Origin of the sequence: Pseudoalteromonas shioyasakiensis (assembly GCF_024518675.1) — a bacterium.
Taxonomy (GTDB): domain Bacteria; phylum Pseudomonadota; class Gammaproteobacteria; order Enterobacterales; family Alteromonadaceae; genus Pseudoalteromonas; species Pseudoalteromonas shioyasakiensis_B.
The window spans coordinates 312182-334056 of the sequence record NZ_JANIGL010000003.1 but is presented as its reverse complement, the minus strand read 5'-3'; the positions used below and the strand labels follow the sequence as shown (position 1 = coordinate 334056).

19 protein-coding genes are annotated in these 21875 nt (G+C 40.4%); 13 read left to right on the top strand and 6 right to left on the bottom strand.

Annotated features, from left to right (window positions below):
- The first annotated feature begins 38 nt into the window (after window positions 1–38).
- The 5 genes from NQT69_RS10980 to NQT69_RS10960 all read left to right on the top strand — a co-directional run bounded on the left by NQT69_RS10980 (window position 39) and on the right by NQT69_RS10960 (window position 4871).
- The gene (locus NQT69_RS10980; RefSeq protein WP_256827712.1) at window positions 39–443 is read left to right on the top strand and encodes a DUF1761 domain-containing protein; all 405 of its coding nucleotides are present in this window, start codon (window positions 39–41) and stop codon (window positions 441–443) included.
- Window positions 444–485: 42 nt separating this feature from the next.
- A complete protein-coding gene (locus NQT69_RS10975) occupies window positions 486–737 on the top strand; it encodes a hypothetical protein (protein WP_256827711.1) in 252 nt (83 codons plus the stop codon).
- A 149-nt stretch (window positions 738–886) separates the two neighbouring features.
- Window positions 887–1150 carry a CBU_0592 family membrane protein gene (locus NQT69_RS10970; RefSeq protein ID WP_256827710.1) on the top strand — a complete coding sequence of 88 codons (264 nt, stop codon included), beginning with the start codon at window positions 887–889 and terminating at the stop codon, window positions 1148–1150.
- Window positions 1151–1262: 112 nt separating this feature from the next.
- Window positions 1263–3239: a TonB-dependent receptor gene (locus tag NQT69_RS10965; RefSeq protein WP_256827709.1), complete on the top strand. Its 1977-nt coding sequence runs from the start codon at window positions 1263–1265 to the stop codon at window positions 3237–3239.
- 195 nt (window positions 3240–3434) lie between these two features.
- Window positions 3435–4871 (top strand): coniferyl aldehyde dehydrogenase, encoded by a 1437-nt coding sequence (locus NQT69_RS10960; protein WP_256827708.1) that lies wholly within the window; start codon window positions 3435–3437, stop codon window positions 4869–4871.
- A gap of 44 nt (window positions 4872–4915) precedes the next feature.
- On the opposite strand, the gene NQT69_RS10955 is transcribed toward NQT69_RS10960, so the two are convergent.
- On the bottom strand, window positions 4916–5641 hold the full coding sequence (locus NQT69_RS10955; RefSeq protein ID WP_256827707.1) for a tetratricopeptide repeat protein: 726 nt from the start codon (window positions 5639–5641) through the stop codon (window positions 4916–4918).
- Between the two features lie 513 nt (window positions 5642–6154).
- Between NQT69_RS10955 and NQT69_RS10950 the strand changes: the two genes are divergently transcribed.
- Complete coding sequence (locus NQT69_RS10950; protein WP_256827706.1) at window positions 6155–7018, top strand: DUF6279 family lipoprotein; 864 nt, start codon at window positions 6155–6157, stop codon at window positions 7016–7018.
- Window positions 7019–7135: 117 nt separating this feature from the next.
- Window positions 7136–8173, top strand: coding sequence for a GGDEF domain-containing protein (locus tag NQT69_RS10945; RefSeq protein ID WP_256827705.1), 1038 nt, complete (start codon window positions 7136–7138; stop codon window positions 8171–8173).
- Here NQT69_RS10945 and NQT69_RS10940 read toward each other — a convergent pair.
- The gene (locus NQT69_RS10940) at window positions 8170–9117 is read right to left on the bottom strand and encodes a LysR family transcriptional regulator (protein WP_256827704.1); all 948 of its coding nucleotides are present in this window, start codon (window positions 9115–9117) and stop codon (window positions 8170–8172) included. The genes NQT69_RS10945 and NQT69_RS10940 overlap by 4 nt on opposite strands.
- Before the next feature lie 119 nt (window positions 9118–9236).
- On the opposite strand from NQT69_RS10940, the gene NQT69_RS10935 reads away from it, so the two are divergent.
- The 5 genes from NQT69_RS10935 to NQT69_RS10915 all read left to right on the top strand — a co-directional run bounded on the left by NQT69_RS10935 (window position 9237) and on the right by NQT69_RS10915 (window position 16576).
- A complete protein-coding gene (locus NQT69_RS10935) occupies window positions 9237–10406 on the top strand; it encodes an efflux RND transporter periplasmic adaptor subunit (protein ID WP_256827703.1) in 1170 nt (389 codons plus the stop codon).
- 8 nt (window positions 10407–10414) lie between these two features.
- Window positions 10415–13570 (top strand): efflux RND transporter permease subunit, encoded by a 3156-nt coding sequence (locus tag NQT69_RS10930; RefSeq protein WP_256827702.1) that lies wholly within the window; start codon window positions 10415–10417, stop codon window positions 13568–13570.
- Window positions 13563–14939 (top strand): TolC family protein, encoded by a 1377-nt coding sequence (locus NQT69_RS10925; protein WP_256827701.1) that lies wholly within the window; start codon window positions 13563–13565, stop codon window positions 14937–14939. Before NQT69_RS10930 ends, NQT69_RS10925 begins: the two co-directional genes overlap by 8 nt.
- 17 nt (window positions 14940–14956) lie before the next feature.
- Complete coding sequence (locus NQT69_RS10920; protein ID WP_256827700.1) at window positions 14957–15982, top strand: zinc-binding dehydrogenase; 1026 nt, start codon at window positions 14957–14959, stop codon at window positions 15980–15982.
- A 93-nt stretch (window positions 15983–16075) separates the two neighbouring features.
- On the top strand, window positions 16076–16576 hold the full coding sequence (locus tag NQT69_RS10915; RefSeq protein WP_256827699.1) for a GNAT family N-acetyltransferase: 501 nt from the start codon (window positions 16076–16078) through the stop codon (window positions 16574–16576).
- Here the strand turns inward: NQT69_RS10915 and NQT69_RS10910 are convergent.
- Genes NQT69_RS10910 through NQT69_RS10900 form a run of 3 tightly spaced genes read right to left on the bottom strand, consistent with a single transcriptional unit; the run spans window position 16563 to window position 20074 of the window.
- Window positions 16563–17186, bottom strand: coding sequence for a PqiC family protein (locus NQT69_RS10910; protein WP_256827698.1), 624 nt, complete (start codon window positions 17184–17186; stop codon window positions 16563–16565). The genes NQT69_RS10915 and NQT69_RS10910 overlap by 14 nt on opposite strands.
- Window positions 17186–18841, bottom strand: coding sequence for an intermembrane transport protein PqiB (pqiB, locus tag NQT69_RS10905; protein ID WP_256827697.1), 1656 nt, complete (start codon window positions 18839–18841; stop codon window positions 17186–17188). The genes NQT69_RS10910 and pqiB overlap by 1 nt, the downstream gene beginning before the upstream one ends.
- Before the next feature lie 9 nt (window positions 18842–18850).
- Complete coding sequence (locus NQT69_RS10900; RefSeq protein WP_256828062.1) at window positions 18851–20074, bottom strand: paraquat-inducible protein A; 1224 nt, start codon at window positions 20072–20074, stop codon at window positions 18851–18853.
- A gap of 140 nt (window positions 20075–20214) precedes the next feature.
- On the opposite strand from NQT69_RS10900, the gene NQT69_RS10895 reads away from it, so the two are divergent.
- Window positions 20215–20976, top strand: coding sequence for a substrate-binding periplasmic protein (locus NQT69_RS10895; RefSeq protein WP_256827696.1), 762 nt, complete (start codon window positions 20215–20217; stop codon window positions 20974–20976).
- Between the two features lie 3 nt (window positions 20977–20979).
- Here NQT69_RS10895 and NQT69_RS10890 read toward each other — a convergent pair whose 3' ends face one another.
- The gene (locus tag NQT69_RS10890; RefSeq protein WP_256827695.1) at window positions 20980–21795 is read right to left on the bottom strand and encodes an acyl-CoA thioesterase; all 816 of its coding nucleotides are present in this window, start codon (window positions 21793–21795) and stop codon (window positions 20980–20982) included.
- Window positions 21796–21875 lie beyond the last annotated feature (80 nt).

The window sequence follows — 21875 nt, the reverse complement described above, 5'->3', positions numbered from 1 at the left end:
AGTTATCCCTTTTATTTACCATCCTAATTGAGCCGTATATGGACTTTTCCCAAGTTAATTTTTTTGCGGTGTTTATTGCTTCTTTATCTTCCTTTGCTTTGGGGGGGATTTGGTATTCGCCATTATTATTTCAACGGATTTGGATGGAAGCCTGTGGCTTAACCGAGCTTGATTTAAAAGCGATCAATCCTAAAAGAGTATTTATTGGTAGCTTTTTACTTTCGTTTTTTATTGCGCTGAGCTTATCCTTATTTGTCGGGCCAACGCCTACTTTGGGTGTAAGTGTTGGCGCGGCATTTATTATTGGTGTGTGTTGGGTGAGTAGCTCATACGGATTAACATACTTATTTGAACAACGCCCGTTAAAACTATTTATGGTCAATAGTGGCTATCATATTTTACAATTTACGCTAATGGGTTTAGTTTTGGGGCTTTGGCCATAACCTGTTACCCTAGTGAAGTGTTTGCAGTAAAAAGTAGTTAAAATGGCAAAACCAAATAAAAAAGGCCCCACTAAAACCGTCGATATTTTTTGCAGTCAATGTAAAGCCCAGTTATTCAAATACCGAAAAGGTGGCAAAGGCGCTTTAGTTAAATGCTTTAAAGAGCGTATCAACCAAGACTTCACCACAACCCCTTGTATTTGCCCACAATGCGAACGCCCTTTTGCCCGCGAAACCCTCATCCGCGGCGCACCAGCCTATAAAATGATTGGCGGCAAAGTCACATTCAAGTAATGCTATTATAATAGCGGACATATATCCTGTGTTGTTTAAACTCGTTTGTTAGAATTACTCGGTTTGCTGTTTCAATGAATGAAAACAACCCTCCCCATGGAATGGGCCAGTAGTGTGGGTGATTATCGTAATGGACAAGGTACCCCCTCGTGATTGCACTTTTATTTGATATTATTGGTATGACTGGCACTTTTTTAGTGGTTGGCGCGTTTTTTATGTTGCAACTAGGTAAAGCAACACCCACTGGCTTAGTGTACAATATGATGAACCTCTCTGGGGCTATATTACTTCTTATAAGTCTTTGTTATAACTTTAATTTAGCTAGTTTTGTTATTGAGATATTTTGGATCGCCGCTTCGTTAATCGGATTGTATAAATATATTAAGGCGAAACGCACCACAGTGACTTCTTAAGTAAATGTAAATAGTTAGAAAAAAACCTCACGCCGTCGCGCATTTGTATTAATATTGATAATAATAGTTTGTTTAACTAATTCAATATAAATACAAGGTGTAAAGCGGCGTAATGACTCTAAAGCATTCTTTTTGTATCTTTTTGTGTTTCAGCACACCCACATTTGCCGCTGAATCTGACGATTTGTTCTCTATGAGTTTTGAAGACTTACTCGAAGTTCAAATTGATATCGCGTCTAAGACTTCAGAAACAATCGCTACAGCCCCCTCAACCATCACTGTTTTTAACCGTAAAACAATTAACTTATTGGGTGTTGACAGTGCCTATGAATTAATGAATTTCGTACCAGGTATGCAATCGACACGTGGCGATTGGGTGGGAGCTGTACCAAAAGACCATGCGCGTGGTGTTTACCTCGATAGCGGTAATATTTTAGTGATGATAAATGGAGAGCGAGTTAATGAGTCCTCGTTTGGTAAAGCCTCTGTTTATATGCCATTTATTCCGGTTGAGGTAATTGATAAAGTTGAGTTTATTCGTGGACCGGGATCTGCTTTGTATGGTAGCAATGCATTTATTGGTGTGATGAACATCGTGACTAAACAAACTGATAATGAAGTGTCAGCAACAGTTGCTTCCAATGACAAATATGCTGCGTCTTTTAATGGACAGCACCAATTTAATGAACTGATAAGTGGCTATACCGCATTTTCATTTACACAAAAGGAAGGCGAATCCTATCCGCAAGGAGTAAATGATCCACTGCAATCTACTTATGTCGAGTTGGGATTAGATGTTGCAAAGGCGAAAATAAGAGCACGTTATAATAAAGTTGAACTTGATGAGTTTTTAAATTTAGCGGGCTATTCTAAGCAAAATCAGCATACTAGTGAAAACACCTTTGTTTCTTTAGCATATCAATGGCTCGAAAGTGATGAAACTAATCTTGTTACAAAAGTGGCCTATGCAGATCATAAAATATCCAGCGCTGGAATGGTTTTATCAGGACTAGAAAACCCTGCTGCAGTGAATGATTTTTTTATCGGCCCTGATTGGCACACAACGAATCTAAATTTTAATATTGATTACAGCCATCAATTTGAGAACGATTGGGTAATAAATGCAGGGTATGAATATTTAAGAGCAAAGCAAATCGGGGCTGATGTACGAACTAATTATTATGACCCGGACACGGCTGCAATTGTGGTTGAAGATGCTTTTTATCTAGGTGAAATCACCACTATAAAAAATTATACGCCATTCTTAAACTTGAAGACTCGATTCGAAACGCAAAGCGGGTATACGCAATTAAAAATTCCATTTTCATCTGAGTTTACCTTGTTTCTTGGTGGACGCTATGATGATGTGAAAAATATAGATAGTAAATTGTCGCCGCGTATTGCTGCTATTTATCAACCATCTGCAGCTAGTACATTGAAATTGCAGTATGGGGAATCTTTTAGAACGCCAGTAACAAACGAGTTATATTCTGATGACGACGTAACAGTAGGAAATCCGGAGTTAAACTCAGAATATGTAAAAACCACTGAGTTAATATGGCGCTATCAAGCCGCTGATTGGCATTTTAACACGGTATTTTTCTTCAACCAGCTGCATGACTTTATTACAACGGTCCCTCACGAATCGAACACAAACATGTTTACATTTGCAAATCAGCTTGACGATACCAACCGTGGTATTGAGTTTGATAGTAGCTGGCAAATAAGCTCTGACTTTAATGTAACGATGACATACACACAATATTTTGATGAGCCTATTAAACCGACTTTTAAGCGTTTTGCTAGCTTACTAGCAAGTTATGAATTTGATGCTTGGTTATTGAGTTTAAATAGTATATGGCGTGACGAAATCAACGCAACGAATGTTAACTTCACCCAGTTCACTCAGCCAAGTTATACCATATTTGGTACTACCGCTCGTTTTAGCTTAGATCAGCAAAGCAGTGTTACTTTAAAGATTAATAACATTTTAGATAAACACTATAGTAGCTTTGATCCTCGGGTCGCTGACGGCGCTGTTGCAGGGGTATCTAGAGAAGTTTCATTACAGTATTTGCTGAAATTTTAAAATAATACACACTGATATAAGCTAGAACATGTATTTATAATTTCCCCATTCATACTATAGTTAAGCTCATTGTTATTTAACTCTTAAATCATTAAGTTATATAGTTGAGCTTAGGTGTAGTGGTATAAAGACTCTTTATTGCTCCTGCCATCAAACATGGTTATAGTGGGTACTTATTAATTTTTATTGATGGGTATGCTTTTGACTGAGAATACAGCTGAAACAAGTTTGGCTTGTGAATTAATCCCTCACTTTGAACAGATGCAACAACGCTTTAAAGAGACCCCTTATTTAGCAATTGCAGAGCGTATTCGTTTACTAAAATTATTAAGACGCAAACTGATTACGCTCGAAAGTGATTTGATTGCTGCAACGTCGAAAGATTTTGGTTACCGTACTGCTTTTGACACTGTAATGGGGGATTTATTGCCTAGTGTCAAAGCAATAACTCACACAATAAAGCATTTGCCTAAATGGGTTAAAGACTCGCCCCGTCAGGCGGGAATGAGTTTAGCCCCCTCAAAAGTGTCTGTTAGTTACCAACCTAAAGGGGTGGTAGGCGTTATTTCCCCTTGGAATTATCCCATTCAATTGGCGTTAGTACCGGTTATCACCGCGCTTGCTGCTGGCAACCGTGTTTTATTAAAGCTCAGTGAATTTACGCCCAGTACCAATCAAGTTCTTAAACAATTATTTACAGAAGAACTTGCTGATCACTGCACCGTTATTGAAGGGGAGGCACAATTAAGTCAGCAGTTTTCTCGCCTACCATTTGCTCATTTGTTCTTCACTGGATCTACTAATGTGGGGCGCCATGTTATGGCGGCTGCTAGTGAAAATTTAACCCCAGTTAGCCTTGAGTTAGGTGGTAAGTCTCCGGTTATAATTACCGCTGACGCAGATATAACCAAAGCCGCTAAAACTATTTTGTTTGGCAAAATGTCCAACGCAGGTCAAATTTGCGTTGCACCTGATTATGTATTTGTGCCAAAACAGTTGCACCATCAACTTATTCATAGTTTATGTACGTTATATAAAAAATATTACCCGCAAGGTGTAGAAGAGAAAAATATGACATCGGTCATTAGCTCTCAACATTTCTCCCGTTTATCAGCCTTGCTTGATGATGCAAACAGTAAGGGTGCTCAAGTTGTTAAGCCCCTTGAAGAAAACATGGCCGATGAAGCAAAGCATCGCATGGGGCTACATCTAGTCACGCATGTTGATAATACAATGAGCGTGATGCAAGAGGAAATATTTGGCCCTATTCTACCTATACTAGAATATGACAATATCTGTGAGGTTGTATCATATATAAATGCGCGTCCACACCCATTAGCTTTATATGTTATTGGTTCTAATACTCAATTAATTCAAGATATTGAGAAAGGTACACAAAGTGGTACTTTTGCCGTTAATGATACTTTGTTGCAAGTGACAGCAGATGATGTGCCATTTGGAGGGGTGGGGGAGTCAGGTATGGGTAATTACCACGGTAAAGAAGGTTTTATCACCTTTAGTCACGCACGCAACAAGCTACAAACAGGTAAATTTAACCCAAGGCTGAACTTGCTATTGTCACATAATAAGTTATTAGTCAAAGCACTTAAGTGGTTGTACTTACGCCCTTAAGACGTAAGTAACCAGGGTTCAGGTTAAGTAAAATCAGTGAATTATTAATAAAGCCGTCCTTCACCGCCATATAGCCCAGCTTGAATACGCTCATATAGTTCATTTGCTTTTTCTTTTGCTTCTATGATCTCTGCGGGTAGCATTTTTCGTTCATCTAACTTGCGGCTGTGGCTTGCGTTTAAATTACCATTAAATTCAGCCACAGTATTCCAGATATACGACTTTTCAACACTTTTCTCTACACCTAAGCCTTCGAAATACATCAATGCCATGTTAAATTGAGCTAAAGAGTAATTATTACCAGCTGCCTTCTCGTACCATTTCATTGCTTGTTTATAATCTTGCTCTACACCATCGCCATTGGCGTACATCACACCCAAATTAAACTGCGCTGCTGGCATATTTTTATCAGCAGCTTGATTAAATAATGATACCGCCATTTGTTTATCGAGTTTTACGCCTTTGCCTTCATCATATAAGACAGCAAGAGCAAACATAGAATCGACGTGACGTTTTTTTACTGCTTGCTGATACAAGCTAGCGGCTTTGCGATAGTTTTTGGTAACGCCGTGACCGCCTTCATAGAGTTTAGCGAGTTCATACATACCCGGGGCATAACCCTTGTCAGCAAGGTAGTTAAATTCTTTCAAGGCTTCTTCGAACTGACCTTCATTTGCTGCTTTAATACCTTCATCTAAACCTGCGTGGCTCATACTAGATAAGCCTAAGGTTGCGAATAATAACAATGCTTTTAATTTAGGCTGCCACATGACAAGACCTCCAATCAATTTTAACTGTTTAATTTTAGCTCTAAGCGAGGTAAAACCCAAGATTACAACTAACAATCAGAATAATGTGGATAAGATACAGATATTACAGAAAATTTAAAGCAATAAAAAAAGCCCCTGAGGGGCTTTTCGATTTCATATCAACCGTCACCGATATGAGCAATGTAGCAAGTAAGTGTGTTTTGATAAAACGTTTTGGGTCGAGTAAATCGTTTTAATAGAGAATCACCATCTCCATCAACTTGAATTAGGGTCCAGCATCCTTACTGGTTATTCTTCCCTAGGCACTGAGGTCGGTTCTGCCTGTTAGGTATATCATGTACTGATACTTAATATACGGGCTTAATTCTTGTTGATGCGAACGATTATTACTTAGTTTTAACTGTGCGTCAATGGGTAACTGATAATTATTTTCATTTATCTCTAAATCAGTTATTTACAGTTCGTAAGAAGTTGATTAACGTTAGCTAAAAGATACTTAAAACTGGGTTTTAAATGTTTAAAAATAATAATAAATTTAATTTAAAAGCAGGGCTGTTAGTGGTTTTAACTCTATTGCTTAGTGGCTGCTCAGCCAGTTTTACCTATAATAATATAGGTTGGTTGTCTGGCTTCTGGATTGATGATTATGTTGATTTAAATAAGCAACAGGAGCAGACAGTAAAAAATTTGATCAAAGAAACCCGTGATTGGCACCGCAAAACACAGTTACCCCTGTACAAGGCAGATCTCATTAAGTTACAGCAGTTATTAGCAGGATCGCCCTCTAAAGCCCAGCTAATTTCACATTTTACTATTTCAAAAGGCCACTGGCAGACACTCGTCAATAAAATAGCGAATCCGGTTATTGAAATCGCTAGCTCATTGGATGCCGAGCAACGCCAGCAATTTATTGCAGCCATTAGCGAGACTATGCGTGAAGAGCAGCAGGAGTATGAGCAGCAAAGTGAACAAAAAAGAAAAGCCGAGCGGTTAGAAGAGCAGATTGAAAGGTATGAAGAGTGGTTAGGTAAGTTATCGCAGCAGCAAGTAACACTAATTACTGTTGCAAATAATAACCATATATCAAGTTTTAAATTATGGCAGCAATATAAACAAACACGTCTTGATGCTTTAACCGTCGCATTTTCTGATCAGGCAATAACAGCAGGTGAATTTGCACAAAGCATGGCGCGTATCATTACACAACGTCAGGCATTTATGAGTGCAGAGCTTATCCACATAGATCAACAAAACTTAGCGCTCTATGCTAATTTACTTGTTGAGCTAAGAGGTAGCTTAACAGCTAAGCAAATTAACCACGCAAATGAGAAATTTGCGCAGATGATTGAACAAATAGATGATTTACTCACTGACTAATATCAATTAAGAGTGTATCAAACCCATAGTTTTATAGGCTTGTACACATTTTTACGCTTGAGATAAAACTAATTCAGTTTACACTTGTAGTTAGTAATTAAAATATTAAGCCTTTTGATGGATATTACAGCTTTAAATAGTACCCTGCTGCTAAGAACAAAAGTACTGAAATGGATGTGCTTGTGTTTGGCTATTTTATCAGCAGCTTTTACCTACTTTAATATATTTATTAACGACTTTATCGTGTTAGGCGTGCTGGAAGGCATGTTTGCGGCCTATTGCTTGGCTGTATTTATTTGTATATCGAAAACGCGACTGCAATCTTGGCAACCGCTGAGTATTTGCCTCTGTATTACCTTTTTGGTGGTTTTGGGGAGTTATCTTTCCGCAATGAAGCATGCTCTGTTCGTGTGGATGCTTGCTTTGCCTGTATTATATTATTTATTACTTGGCGCACGCTGGGGAATTATACTATCCGCCACGCTATTGATATCAGAGTTTATCGCTTTATGGGCAAAAAATGACATCTTACCTTTTGCGACTATTAACCTAACTTTAAATTTATCTTTAAGTTATATCGCTATTTGGGTTGTTGCTCATGTATTTGAAAATAGCCGTGAAGACTCATACACGCGGCTACATAATTTAGCCGTACTCGATCCTTTGACTGGCGTGGGCAACCGACTGGCAATGAACCAATTTTTTGAAATTGAATTACAAGACAAACATGGCTTATTCACCATGATTTTGGATTTGGATTTTTTCAAACACGTTAATGATAAGTATGGCCATGCTGTGGGTGATCGGGTTTTGATTGCTGTGACTGAATTATTGAAGAGCAAACTGACTAAAGGCAAAGTGTTTAGAATTGGTGGAGAAGAGTTTGCAATCTTAGCTCCCTCGAGCTCTTTAACTTGCGCTACAAACACAGCTCAATTGCTATGCAGTAGTTTGGCTGCACATGAATTTATAATTGAAGGGCATAAGATCTCTTTAACAGTGAGTATCGGCGTTGCGAAGTATCAGCCTGGGCAAACGCTTAAGCAGACTATAAAAACAGCGGATGAAAAACTATACCAAGCTAAACGTAACGGGCGAAATCAAGTTGTTATAGACACCACTGAGTGCCAAACCAAGCTCGAAAGTGCCTGCTAACGGCTGGTATACATTTGCTCAAAGTCAGGAATGTTTTTCTCCCAAAGAGGAATATCCTTCCCTATATACTCTTTAACTGCATCAAAGAATAGGCGGGTTCTAACAGGTAAATCTCGATGAGGATAAACAGCGTACATTGCACTGTATTGGGCTAAGTTTACATCTGTAAGTAAGGGGATTAAGCGGCCTGATTTGATCTCATCGCCAATAATGAACGCCGGCGCCAGTACATAAGTGGTACCTGATAGGGTTTTTTCTACTAACACTTCAGCATCATTTGCTCTAAATACACTTTTTATTTTTTGTTCTTGGATATCGCCTTGATGATCAATATACCGGATCCCATCCACTCGCAGGGATGTACTCGAATAACTGGCAGCAGGTAAGTCAGCGAGATCATCAATAGATTTTGGCATGCCATAGGTATTTATAAATTCTGGTGCTGCTAATAACAGTAACCTGTTACGGGCAATTTTACGCGCAATAAGCGATGAATCTTTCGGTTCACCTACGCGAAAAGCTAAATCAAATCCTTCAGAGACTAAATCAACTAATTTATCATCGAGTCTCAGTTCTACCTCAACTTGAGGGAAACGTTTTTGAAAGTCATTGATCACGGGTTGTAGGTAACGCCGGCCAATAATGGTAGAGGAGGTTATTTTCAAGACACCTCGAGGTTCTTGGTGATAATTCTCAGCAAGGCGAACAGTATCAGCCAAAAGCTCCCTCAGCTCAGCCGCTTTTTTGATCATCTCAGCACCTGCGGCTGTTAATGAAAATGATCGGGTTGTTCTGTTTAATAAGCGTACCCCTAAATCATCTTCTAACCGGCTTATTTGTTTCGAGATCACTGAACGGTCGATATTTCGCGTCTCAGCGGCTTTAGCAAATGAGCCGCGTTCTACGACTTCTAACAACATTAATAACCGACTCGTAGTATCCATAATTTACCCAAACAAAGCTTATTGATGCCATATTGGCATTAATGAATTTAAAAATCTATGGTTTTTGTCCGCATGTTTGTTCCGTACCATAAAAATATACTAAATGGAGGAGCGTCGACATGAACAAGCACTTAATCGCTACAGCAATCTTAGGGGTTTCATTGACCCTTGTTGGTTGTGCTGAAGAACCAGGCCAACAGGCCAATCAACAACACTTACAAGCAATAGATGTGGCAACAGTGATAACAAAGCCAGTACAAAGTTGGCACACTTATACTACACGCTTAGAGGCACCTGAAGAGGTATCGCTAATGCCGCGGGTGTCAGGTGTGATAGAAAAAATCACCTTTACCGAAGGTGATGTGGTTAAAAAAGGTGACTTACTGTTTGAATTAGACGCACGTCCGTATGCTGCAGTGGTTGCCAGCCTAGAAGCGCAAGTAGCCAGTGCGCAAGCTGCATTGGAGCAGGCACAAAGTGAAGCAAAAAGAGCCGAACGTTTAACACAACGAAAAGCAATTTCAACAGAGCAAGCTGAATCACGTACTTCGACTTTGCATCAACGTAAAGCGCAATTATCAGCTTATGAAGCACAATTAACGTCAGCTAAATTAGACTTAGAATTTACCCAAATACGTTCACCTATTGACGGTATTGTGTCTCGCGCCAATATAACCAAAGGTAATAACGTACTTGCAGGTCAATCTGTTTTAACCTCTATCGTGTCTAATAAAACTATGTACGCGTATTTTGATGTAGATGAGCGTACTTGGAATAGCGCATTCAGTGATGTGACAAGTTCAGATAAACAGCAAGTAGTGATGCAGAAAGTTGGACAGAAAGCGTTTGAACACAGCGGGTACATTGACTTTATTGATAATCAAATCAATGTTGCAACGGGTACCCTTCGTGTACGTGCACGTTTTGATCAACAAAAATCACCACTACGTGCAGGCTCGTTTGCGCGTATTAAATTGGCTGCAAATGAAGTGCAAGAGCATATTATTGTTCCAGACAGAGCGATTGGTACAGATTTGAAAAACCGTTTTGTATTAACCGTCGGCGAAAACGATATTTTAGAATATAAGTTAGTCACGGTTGGTGAACGTTATGGTCGCTTTAGAGTGATCACTTCAGGATTGTCAGGCTTTGATGTTATCGCCGTGAATGGACCTGCTCGAGTGGGGCCAGGTATGCCAATTGCGCCAAACAGTGTGGAGCTGGATACCTCAGGTGTTGCGTTTACTTTAAAACCAGCCGCTTCTCATCTATTAATGGCTAAGAAGTAGGGCGAGCAATGAAATTTTCACACTTTTTTATACAGCGTCCAATATTTGCAGCCATGTTGTCGCTGGTGATTTTAATCGCAGGGGCAATTTCACTGTTTCAATTACCGGTCAGTGAGTACCCTGAGGTGGTGCCGCCGACCGTAGTTGTAACGGCGAACTACCCCGGAGCAAACCCTACCGTTATTGCACAAACAGTGGCTACGCCGCTTGAGCAAGAAATTAACGGCACAGAAAACATGTTATATATGTTTTCTCAAGCAACTAGTGATGGCCGCATGACCTTAACAGTTACTTTTGCGCTGGGCACTGATTTAGATCGCGCTCAAGTACAAGTGCAAAACCGTGTTAACAGCGCGCTACCTCGTTTACCAGAGGAAGTACAACGCTTAGGTGTGGTAGCTGAAAAATCATCGCCAGATCTCACCATGGTTGTGCACTTATATTCACCTGAGAAAACACACGATACAGCCTATTTATCTAACTATGCCGATCTGTACATTAAAGATCAAATAGCCCGTTTAGCCGGGGTAGGTGATGTGCAACTGTTTGGTGGTGGTCAATACTCTATGCGGGTATGGCTAAATCCAGATGCATTAGCGGCACGAGACTTGACTGCTATGGATGTTGTCACGGCACTTCGCGCTCAAAACCAACAGGTTGCGGCGGGTAGCTTAGGCGCGCAACCTGCATCAACAGATAGCCAGTTCCAAGTATTATTGAATGTAAAAGGCCGCTTAAATAGTGTTGAAGAATTTGAACACGTTATTATTAAAGTGGGTGAGCAGGGGCAGTTAACACGTTTAAGTGATGTTGCGCGCTTGGATTTAGGTCAGAATACCTATTCATTACGTGCTGAACTGAATAACCAGCCAGCATTAGCAATGCCTATTTTTCAACGCCCAGGTTCAAACGCAATTGAGCTGTCAGATCAAGTACGAGAGACCATGGTTCGTTTGTCGAAAGATTTTCCATCGGGAGTGGAGTACGACATCGTTTATGACCCTACCGTGTTTGTGCGTGGCTCAATTGATGCGGTTATTACGACTTTACTTGAAGCGGTAGCGTTAGTTGTGATTGTGGTGGTGCTATTTTTACAAACTTGGCGCGCTTCTATTATCCCGTTAATTGCTGTGCCTGTCTCATTAGTTGGTACCTTTGCCGTAATGCAGTGGCTGGGTGTCTCAATTAATACTCTATCACTATTTGGCTTAGTGCTGGCAATAGGTATTGTCGTTGATGATGCAATAGTCGTGGTAGAAAATGTTGAGCGAAATATTGAACAAGGTTTATCACCGCTCGAGGCTACACGCGTAGCCATGACAGAAGTTACAGGCCCTATTATTGCCATTGCCTTGGTTCTATGTGCAGTGTTTATTCCGACGGCGTTCATCAGTGGCCTATCAGGTCAGTTTTACAAACAGTTTGCGTTAACAATCACTATTTCAACTGTTATATCGGCATTTAACTCATTAACCCTGTCTCCGGCTTTATCTGCTTTATTACTGAAAAGCCACGATGCAAAACCTGATGCATTGACGCGTTTATTAAACCGTTTATTCGGTCGCTGGTTATTTAAGCCGTTCAACCGCGTATTTGACCGTGGCGCTAATGGTTATCAAAAATTAGTACAAAAATTAATGCGTATGAGCGTTATTGTTATGGTGGTGTATGTTGCTTTACTTGGCGGTACAATAAAGCTGTTTGATGCGGTACCGGGCGGTTTTATACCCGCACAAGATAAACAGTACCTTGTGGCGATTGCTCAATTACCAGATGCAGCGAGCCTTGATCGTACTCAAAATGTGGTAAAACAAATGCAAGAAATTGCACTAAAGGTGCCTGGAGTTGCTAACACTGTTGCGTTTCCTGGGCTTTCGGTTAATGGTTTTACGAATAGCCCAAATAGCGCCATTGTATTTACTCCCCTTGAAGCATTTAGTGAACGTACTGATCCAAGTCAATCGGCAATGGCTATTGCTGCGCAATTAAACCAGCGTTTTGCAGCTATAGACGAAGCGTTTGTGGCAGTGTTCCCACCGCCACCGATCCAAGGGTTAGGTACAACAGGCGGTTTTAAATTACAAATTGAAGATCGAGGTAACAAAGGCTTCGAAGCATTATTTAATAGCTTACAAGCTGTCATTGGTAAAGCGCAACAAGACCCTGCACTTATGGGCTTGTACTCTAGCTTTAGAATTCAAGTGCCGCAGATGGATATTGACATTGACCGCGAACAAGCATTGATCCAAGGTATTCCTTTAGATGAAGTGTTTAATGCATTGCAAGTTTACCTGGGCTCTATGTATGTAAATGACTTTAATTTATTTGGTCGCACATACCAAGTGAATGCCCAAGCCGATGCTGATTACCGATTAGACCCTGAACAAATACTAAATCTTAAAGTGCGTAACAGCCGAGGTAACATGGTGCCGCTAGGTTCAGTATTGACGGTAACCCCAACTATTGGCCCTGATCGTGTGATGCATTACAACGGCTACCCAAGTGCTGAACTTAACGGCAACCCTGCGCCAGGTTATAGCTCTGATCAAGCGCAATATGCAATTGAAGCTATTTTAGCAGATACATTACCGACAGGTATTGAATACGAGTGGACTGAGGTAACATTCCAGCAAATCTTAGCGGGTAATACCATGGTGTATGTATTTCCGTTAGTGGTGTTATTAGTGTTTATGGTACTTGCTGCGACCTATGAGAGTTTACGCTTACCTTTGGCTATTATTTTAATTGTGCCGATGACTATTTTCTCTGCATTAATGGGGGTGTGGTTAGTGGGAGATGATAACAATATTTTCACCCAAATCGCATTAATCGTACTTGTTGCGCTTGCGTCTAAAAATGCCATTTTAATGGTTGAATTTGCCAGAGATAAAACGAAACAAAACATGAGCCATTTTGATGCCATAGTAGAGGCGTGCCGCATGCGCTTACGCCCGATCTTAATGACTTCAATTGCGTTTACTGCGGGTGTTATTCCGCTGGTATTAGCCACAGGAGCGGGTGCTGAAATGCGTCATGCAATGGGTAATGCGGTTTTCTCAGGCATGATTGGGGTAACAGTCTTTGGCTTATTATTCACGCCGGTATTTTATATTTTGGTAACTAAAACCCGTAAAGTTCAACAACAGGAGCAAATTAATGAGTAAGTTAACGTTAGCCGCTGTTGCAATAGCGGGTTTGTTAAGCGGTTGCGCCAGCAAAATTGATGAGCAGCAATACCAAGCTGATTTACAATCATTTGTAGCGCAAACGCAAATAGCATCGCAATTACAAGGCACTGATGAGCTTACGTGGTGGCAGCAATTAGATTCAGCGCAATTAAATGAATTAGTCGTTAAAGCACGTGCTAGCAACCATAATTTAAAAACCAGTCAATTACAGCTGCAAAGTGCTTTAGCACGTTTGGGAGCTCAGCGCTCGGAGTATTTGCCACAGGGTAATGTGAGTATTGATACAACGCGTTCGAGCCTTGGTAATGTGCAATCTCGCCAGTCGCAAGCGACGGTTAACCTAGACTGGCAAGTTGATTTATTCGGCAAAGTCACTGCGCTTGTTGATGCTGCAAACGCAGGAGCAATGAGCCAAGCAGAGCAAGTTAGACTGTTACACATAGAAGTTGTATCGTCTGTCGCTAAGGGTTTTGTTAGCTACCAAGGCAATAAACAAAAGCAGCAAATCATTAATTTACAAATTGATGCGTTACAGCAAAGTATTGCTGTTCTTAAAGCTCGGGTTGAAGAGGGCGTTGCCAATGAACTTGATTTAAACCGTACTTTAGCACAGCTTAAGCAGCAACAATCTTTGTTACCTGAAATTGAATATGCGCAGTTTCGTGATTTATCGGCGTTAGCTGTTCTGACAGGTCAATTATCGAGTGAACTGACAATTCAAGAAGAGCTCAGTTTATTTAACCGTGATTTTACAGTTTCGTTAGCAAGCCCCAGTGATGCAATTGCACTTCGGCCTGATATCAGTCGTGCACTATTTGAGTTTAGCCAAGCTAACTCACTTAGTGTGGCCGCAACGAAAACATTGTTACCTGATATTAGCCTAACTGCATTTGCAGGGGTAGTGAGTTTAGGCTATAACCAATTATCAAATACGCAGCAGCAATGGCAGGTTTCACCACAAATAAAGTGGTCATTGTTAAGCTACCCTGCATTACTCGCTCAGCGAGATGCGCAGCAGTTTTTATCCAAAGCTGCCTTTAGTCAATATCAACACGTTGTAATTAATGCAATGGCAGAAAGTGAACTATCGTTGCAGTTATTAGTCAAACAAACTGAACAAAATGCCTATGCAAAAGAGCGCTTTAATTATGCAAATAACGCTTTTTTACAAGCACAAGCTATGTATCAAGAAGGGCAAATACCTTACTTAGAGTTGTTAGATGCGCGGCAGGATGTTTTAATAGCCCAAGAGAATGCGGTTGATTCAACGATTTCATCATTACTTGCTAAGGTTGATACTTATCAAGTGTTTAATGGGCGTTGGAGCTATGCGTTAGTTAATTAAGTTAAGTTGAGTTTTTAATGCCACATACTGATATTTTATCAACAATTCCAGCGTCTATGCGTGCGATTGTGTTACTTGAACCTAATGAGCAGATCAGTGTATCTGAGCTTGAACTGCCAGTGCCTGAGATTTCGGGCAATGAGCTGCTTATAAAAGTGGAGTATGTGGGCTTAAACCCAGTCGATGCACAATTTGCCAAGCAGGGTTTTTGTAAGTGGGACTATCCGCACACATTAGGGCTCGATGCGGTGGGTGTAGTTGTTAAAGCTGAAAAGGGCGTATTCCCGTGTGTAGGTGCGCGAGTGATGTTTCATGGCAATGTGGGTGAGCAAGGGGTGTTGTCAGACTATGTTAAAGTCCCTAATTTTGCCGTGTCTGTCATTCCCGATGATGTTAACTCGCTTCATGCCGCAACGCTACCTTGTGCGGGCATGTCAGCTTTAGTGGCATTAGATAAATTACAACTTGCAGAAGGGGATTCAATTTTAATTGAAGCTGGAGCAGGTGCTGTGGGTCAATTTGCTATTCAATTTGCCAAACAGCGCGGGGCAACTGTTTTTACCACCGCCAGTAAACGTAATCACAAGCTGGTTAAACAACTGGGTGCAGATGTGGTATTTGATTATACGGATACTAAACTGGTTGATAAAATCCGTCGTGAATTAGGGCCTCAGGGCTTTGATGCTGTGTTGGATTCAATTGGTGGTGAGACGACAATTAGAAATGTTGAATTGATGCGGTTTTGTGGCCGAATCGCGTGTCTCAATCCATTACCTAAATTTGAACAAGAGCTTATGTATCGTCGTGCACCAAATATTGGTATTGTCTCGTTGGGCGGGGCATGGCTTGCTAATAGTTTATGCGCCCAACAGCGAATGAGCTTTATGGGCAATTTATTACTTGAGAGCACAGCAAATAATTCACTCGTTATTCCAGATATTTTGCTGGTGGATTTTGACGCTCAAAGTATTTCTGCTGCACTTAATAAACAGCTTGCTGGTGGATTTACAGGGAAACAGGTCGTTCAAGTAAACCCTATGTAATAGCAGTGTATTGTTGCTAATAATAACTAACCAGAACTCTGGTTAACTATACTAAGCCTCGTTTTTTGCGAGGTTTTTTATTTGAGGGTTAACATGAATATCATTAAATCAAGTCGCTTGATTATTAGAGCAGGGCTTTTAACAGACACTAATTTTATTTTAGCATTGCTTAACCAGCCCAGCTTCTATCAATACATTGCCGATAAAGGTATTTACACTCAAAACCAGGCCGCTGAATATATTCAAACAGCGTTTATTGACGCGCATGAAAAGCAAGGCTTTGGACCTTATATCGTCACCTTAAGAGATGGTACTCCAATTGGCATGGCGGGGCTGTTTAAACGTGACTATTTACAAGTTCCTGATATTGGCTATGCATTTTTAGCGCAATTTACAGGTAATGGTTATGCAAGTGAAGCTTGCGAAAGTTTGATGACACTTATGAGTAATAGGTTTGGGGTTTTAGCCGCTATTACTACGAAAGATAACTGTGCTTCGCAACAGGTATTACACAAGCTCACTTTCACAAAACAGTGTGAACTCACTGTAAGCCAAGATCGCAAGCCTGTTTGGCTATATATTAAGGAGTTGTAATTACCCGCAGCTGATTTGCGACTTGTAAATTAATCGTTTGCCATGTCTGCTCGAGCGTTGCGACTAAACCTTCATAATCGTCGTCAACCAACGGGGTTACTTCGCTAAAATAATGAATTTCTTTTAAGGTGCGACCGGTTTCAAATTGGGTGTGGTATAAACGCCATAAGCCAGAAATATCAGCATTACCTGAAGTGTCACCATAAAAGTGATGTATTTCGTACTCTATTTCGTAAAAGCTTTGCTGATCAGTATCGGTGATCACGGGTAACCCTTTTACTACCATCCAGTTTGACAGCTCGCTAAATAGGGCTTGGTGAGCACTGGCTGTTAACATTATATCGGGGGCTTCACTCCAAAGGTGGTAATTGGCCGCCGAAATTTGGTTGTTGTCTAACTTCATCGCGATACCACGGTTATTCAATGCTCCGCGCAATGTCACTGTATTGATTCTTAATTGTGACTGCGTAGTCGCACTCGTTCTTGCCATCGGTTTGATAGTTTGCTCAAATTGATAATACTCAACAGGTGCATTTAGCGATTGGCTACACGCGGTTAATAATAGCATGCCAGAAACACCCAGAGCGTAAGTTATAAATGAAAGGCGCATTATTGTTTCCTCGGTGTTGGATCAGCTGGTAACGATTTATCAAAAATAAACATATTAGGTTGTTCGTTTAGCCCACGAGTGAGAGGTTGTAACTCTTCACTCAAACGCTTAAATTCTGAAAGCGTTTGTTGTAATTGATGATGAAATTGTGACCCTTGCTGGTAGCTTGCCATGGTTTTTTCAAACTGCTTCATAGTGACATCAAATTGCTGCATACTCTTGGTCATCTCAGCAAAGTTACGATTAATATCGCCAGGTAAATTCTGGGTATCTTGTTGGTTTAGCAACGCGCGCATTTCGTTTCCTAAGGCTTGATAATCAGCAAAGGTTTTTTCAATTTGAGCTAGGCTATCTTCAATTTTTAAATTATTAACTTTGTTTAGTACATCGGATACCTGATCTGCTAGCACTGTAATTCCACTGGAGATACTCGGGAATACTTGGTACTGAGACACGGTTGTTAGTTCAGCTTGAGGGGCATCATGATAAATATCAAAATCAACATAGACTGCACCCGTTAATAAGTTACCAGGTTTCAATGAAGCGCGAAGGCCATTTTTAATCCAACCCTCAACACTGCCTTTCCAAAACTCCCGGGCCTGATCACTGTTATGGTATATGCGCCCGTATTCAATTTTTACTAGCACAGGAACGGCGGTGTTATCAGTTTTAAAGTGTGCAGGGACGCCATCAATCATTACATTTGATGGCGCTTCAACTACCGACCCCACACGCATACCGCGATATTCAACGGGTGCACCTGGGCGTAAGCCTCGAATGGATTGTTCAAACTCGATTAGGTAATAATCAAAGTCATAAAAGCGCTCTTCTAGTGCATCTTTATAACTTTTACTTAATGAAAAGCCATGCCCGTCTTGTGCTATATCCCCAGGGGCTTGTTGCTCTGGAAGACCAACAGAAATACCGCCTTTTAATAGTTTGCTTAATGAGCCTGTATTGACATTGATACCATCGGCAGATAAATCGATTTCAACACCGGCATTCACCCAAAAGATAGAGTTGAGCGTAATTAAATTTTGGTATGGTTCGTTAATAAAAATACCGTACTTCATCGCTTGGTTTTGCCAGTCAAATGTTGCCGTTTCGACTTGGCCTATTTTATAGTTTTTAAAATAAATACTGGTGCTTACATCCAGTACTTCGGCGTTGTAACTTAATAAAGTAAAACGTCCTCCTTTGACATCTTTACCAATCAGTGCGGGCTCATCTTGCAGAGTAAAACGCTCTTTGGTATTTTTACTTTCGCCAGGGGAGAATTCTAAATACACACCCGATAACAAGGTACTCATACCACTAATACCAGTTTCGTCAATGCGCGGTTTTACTACCCATATATTGGCATCTTCGGTCAGTAAGCCATCATAGTGCTTGTCTATTTGCGCACGGGCTATTACGCTATTTTTATCATCAGAGAGTCGAACATGATCCACTTGGCCTATTTTTACACTGCGTACTTTTATTTCTGTTTTACCTGCAATAATGCCATCAGCGTGAGGCATTGAAATAAAGATTGTAGCCCCTTTGTTTGCTTGATATTGATAAAGCATCCATGCGCCAACCAGTAGCGCTATCACAGGAATTATCCAAATAGCTGATATGCTTGGTTCTTTTTGTACTGTCGCGGTTTCACTCATGTGCAATCTCTAATTACTATTTTTTTCATTATTAGGCGAATCCCACAGTAACCGTGGGTCAAACGCATGGGCAGCCATCATTTGGCTAAGCACCATGGCTGTAAAAAATACGGTACCAACACCGGGCGTTACTGACATTAAATTACCCAATTGCACTAAGGCTACTAGAATAGCAACAACAAAGACATCAATCATAGACCATTTACCAATAAATTCAGTTAATTGATAAACTTTAGTGTAGCTTTTCGTTTGCTTATTAGCGGGTTGTTTTACTATGTAGCATAAAAAACATAACACTAATGCTTTGGCAAGAGGGACCACAACACTTGCTAAAAATATGATCAAAGCGATAGGGTATGAACCCGCTTGCCACAGTACAATAACACCGCCGATCAATGTTGAAGGAGACTGGTCACCCAAGCTCGTGGTATACATAATTGGGAATAAATTAGCAGGAATATAACAAGCCACAGAGGTAAGCAGCCATGCAGTCGCTTTTTGAATACTATGCGGGTTACGCACATGGGTTTTGCTGTGGCAACGGGAGCAATATTTGTCGTTAGAGAGCTGGTGACATACATGACAAGCACTAATGTTGTTATCGATAGCTCTATGGCTGTGCTGTGCTTCATCAATACTTTTTATTGGTTGTATTTGATCCCACAAACGAGCCCGGTTAAGGTGGGCTAACGCAGCAATGTAAAAAATAACAAATGCAATATAGGCCCAAAAGCTAACACCAAAACTGATATCGGCCATTGACATAATTTTTACCATGCTGACTAACACGCCAATTAAAAAGATTTCAGACATGATCCAAGGCTCAAGTGCTAAGGTAAATTTAAGTAATCGCTTTGCTATGGCGTAGGGTAACACCTTCAATAGGCCTAAATGTAAGGGGATTAATATCGCTAGTAAGGTCATTGGTAAGCCAATAATACTCACATCGATAAAAATACCGAGTAAATCGCTATCGTAATTAAATAGAATTCTAGCCGCATCAGGTAATGTAATTGTTTGTGTGATGCCACTGCTGCTAAATGAAATAAAAGGATAAAACATGCTGCTTAATAACATTAATAGCGCACTAATACTTAATGCAACAATTCGGGCGTCATAGTTTACATTGGCAGCACAAAGCTTGCTGTGGCAATGTGGGCATACTGCCACTTGTTTGGCATCGACAGCTGGTATATCAATTATAAGGTCACAATTAGGGCAAGCAGTTTGCAATTTAACAGTCATCAAAAACACGCATAAATTAAGTTTGCATTAAATAGTGAGTAAATACAAATGCAGGATTAGTTTAGATAGGCTAATCTAATAATGTCGAAATCATTTTAAATTTTAAAGAACTAATTTCATGGAATAAAATGAAGAATCTAGCAGCACTTTGTTTACTTTTGTTCAGTACTTTTGTATTTGGTTTAACGGCACCAAAGCCAATTGATAGGATCACTGTTGCGGTAAACCCTATTTTACCTCCCTATGTTTTCACCGGGGATGGGACTGGCTTACAGTTAGAAATTTTAAAATCAGCGTTTAAATCTCAGGGTATTACAGATCTTGATATTATCTACATGACAAACAAACGCACAGCGCAATCTTTACAAGATATGACTGTGGACGTAGCAATGAATTATGGTGATGCAATCACCTCAAATATCTTCCCCAGTAAAAGTTTATTGTCGTATAACAACGTGGCAATCAGTTTGAAAAAGAATAACTATAAAATTAATACAATATATGACCTGTCAGGTAAGAGCGTACTTTCGTTCCAAAATGCGACAGAATTTTTGCCAGCACCTTTCAAAGCGGTGTCGGCTAAATTAGATTCATATGGTGAAATGACAAACTCTGAAGCGCTGGTAGAACACTTACTGAAAGAGCGGGTTAACGTGGTAATTTTGGATAAACGGATATTTCAGTACTATTTAGAACAGTACAAAAAATCGGGTTCAATTCAAGCTTATACTATGCATCCGATATTTCCTGAAGCACCAAGGCCTGCTTATTTTAATAGTAAAGTTTTACAAGAAGTTTTTGATATGGGTTTAGCCCATATCATTGCAAGTGGTGAGTACAGCGCAATCATGGCGTTTGATGGCAGTGATTACGCTCAAGTGGTTGACTAACTGCTAGTCAAATAAGGCGACTGTTTGTCGAGTGAGTGCTATTAACTCTCCAGACTCAGACCAGATACAACCATCTTCAAGACCATAACCATCTTTACAATGATGTGTAATTGCCTCAAAGCCTAACCAAGACTGGCTATCTAACTGTGGTGCTTGTACAAATTCTAAATACCAAGACATACTGCTAGCAGGTGCTGGTTGTTTAAACATTTGCAACAGGGTCGGCGGCCAAGCGTCGGTTAGAGCAATGATATGCGCTTCATTTAATTCGCTTGTGTTGTGTTTTAGCCTCATCCAGCCACCTAAATGTGAGGTGTCTGCACCTGCAAACGGCATTGCCCCTTGTTGTGGACATAAATCAACATGTTGGAAAAATTCAGGCATGGCACCAGATTGAAAAGGCAAGGTGTAGCGTGGGTCTACAGGTTTTAGCTGCATTTTTTTGCTAACAGGTACATTAATACCTGATGGACGGGATTTAGCAAAGCAAGCTTGAACAATCACACTTACTTGATCATTTTGTATGGCTTTTGCCAATACTTGTGTGCTGCTTTTACCCTCACGCAGAACTTCAACTTGCAATGAGAAATCGCTATCCGCTAATAATGGACCAACAAAATTTGTACTTAAAGAGAGTAATCGTCGAGACGGCTCAATACGTTGTCGCATAGCTTGATATAATAAAGCCGCCGACAATCCGCCAAATGCAGTTCTACCTTGGCACCAATTGGCAGGAAACTGCATTGAAGCCTTACTTTGATCGTTTGCTGGCATATTGCCAATTTTAGCTGCGTTTTTTAGTAGATCATCAAAATGCATCGCCATTCCTTTTCAATATTAAGAGTATGGTTTGGTTTTATATCACACTAAAACTCATCAGACCACTTGTAAAAAATACG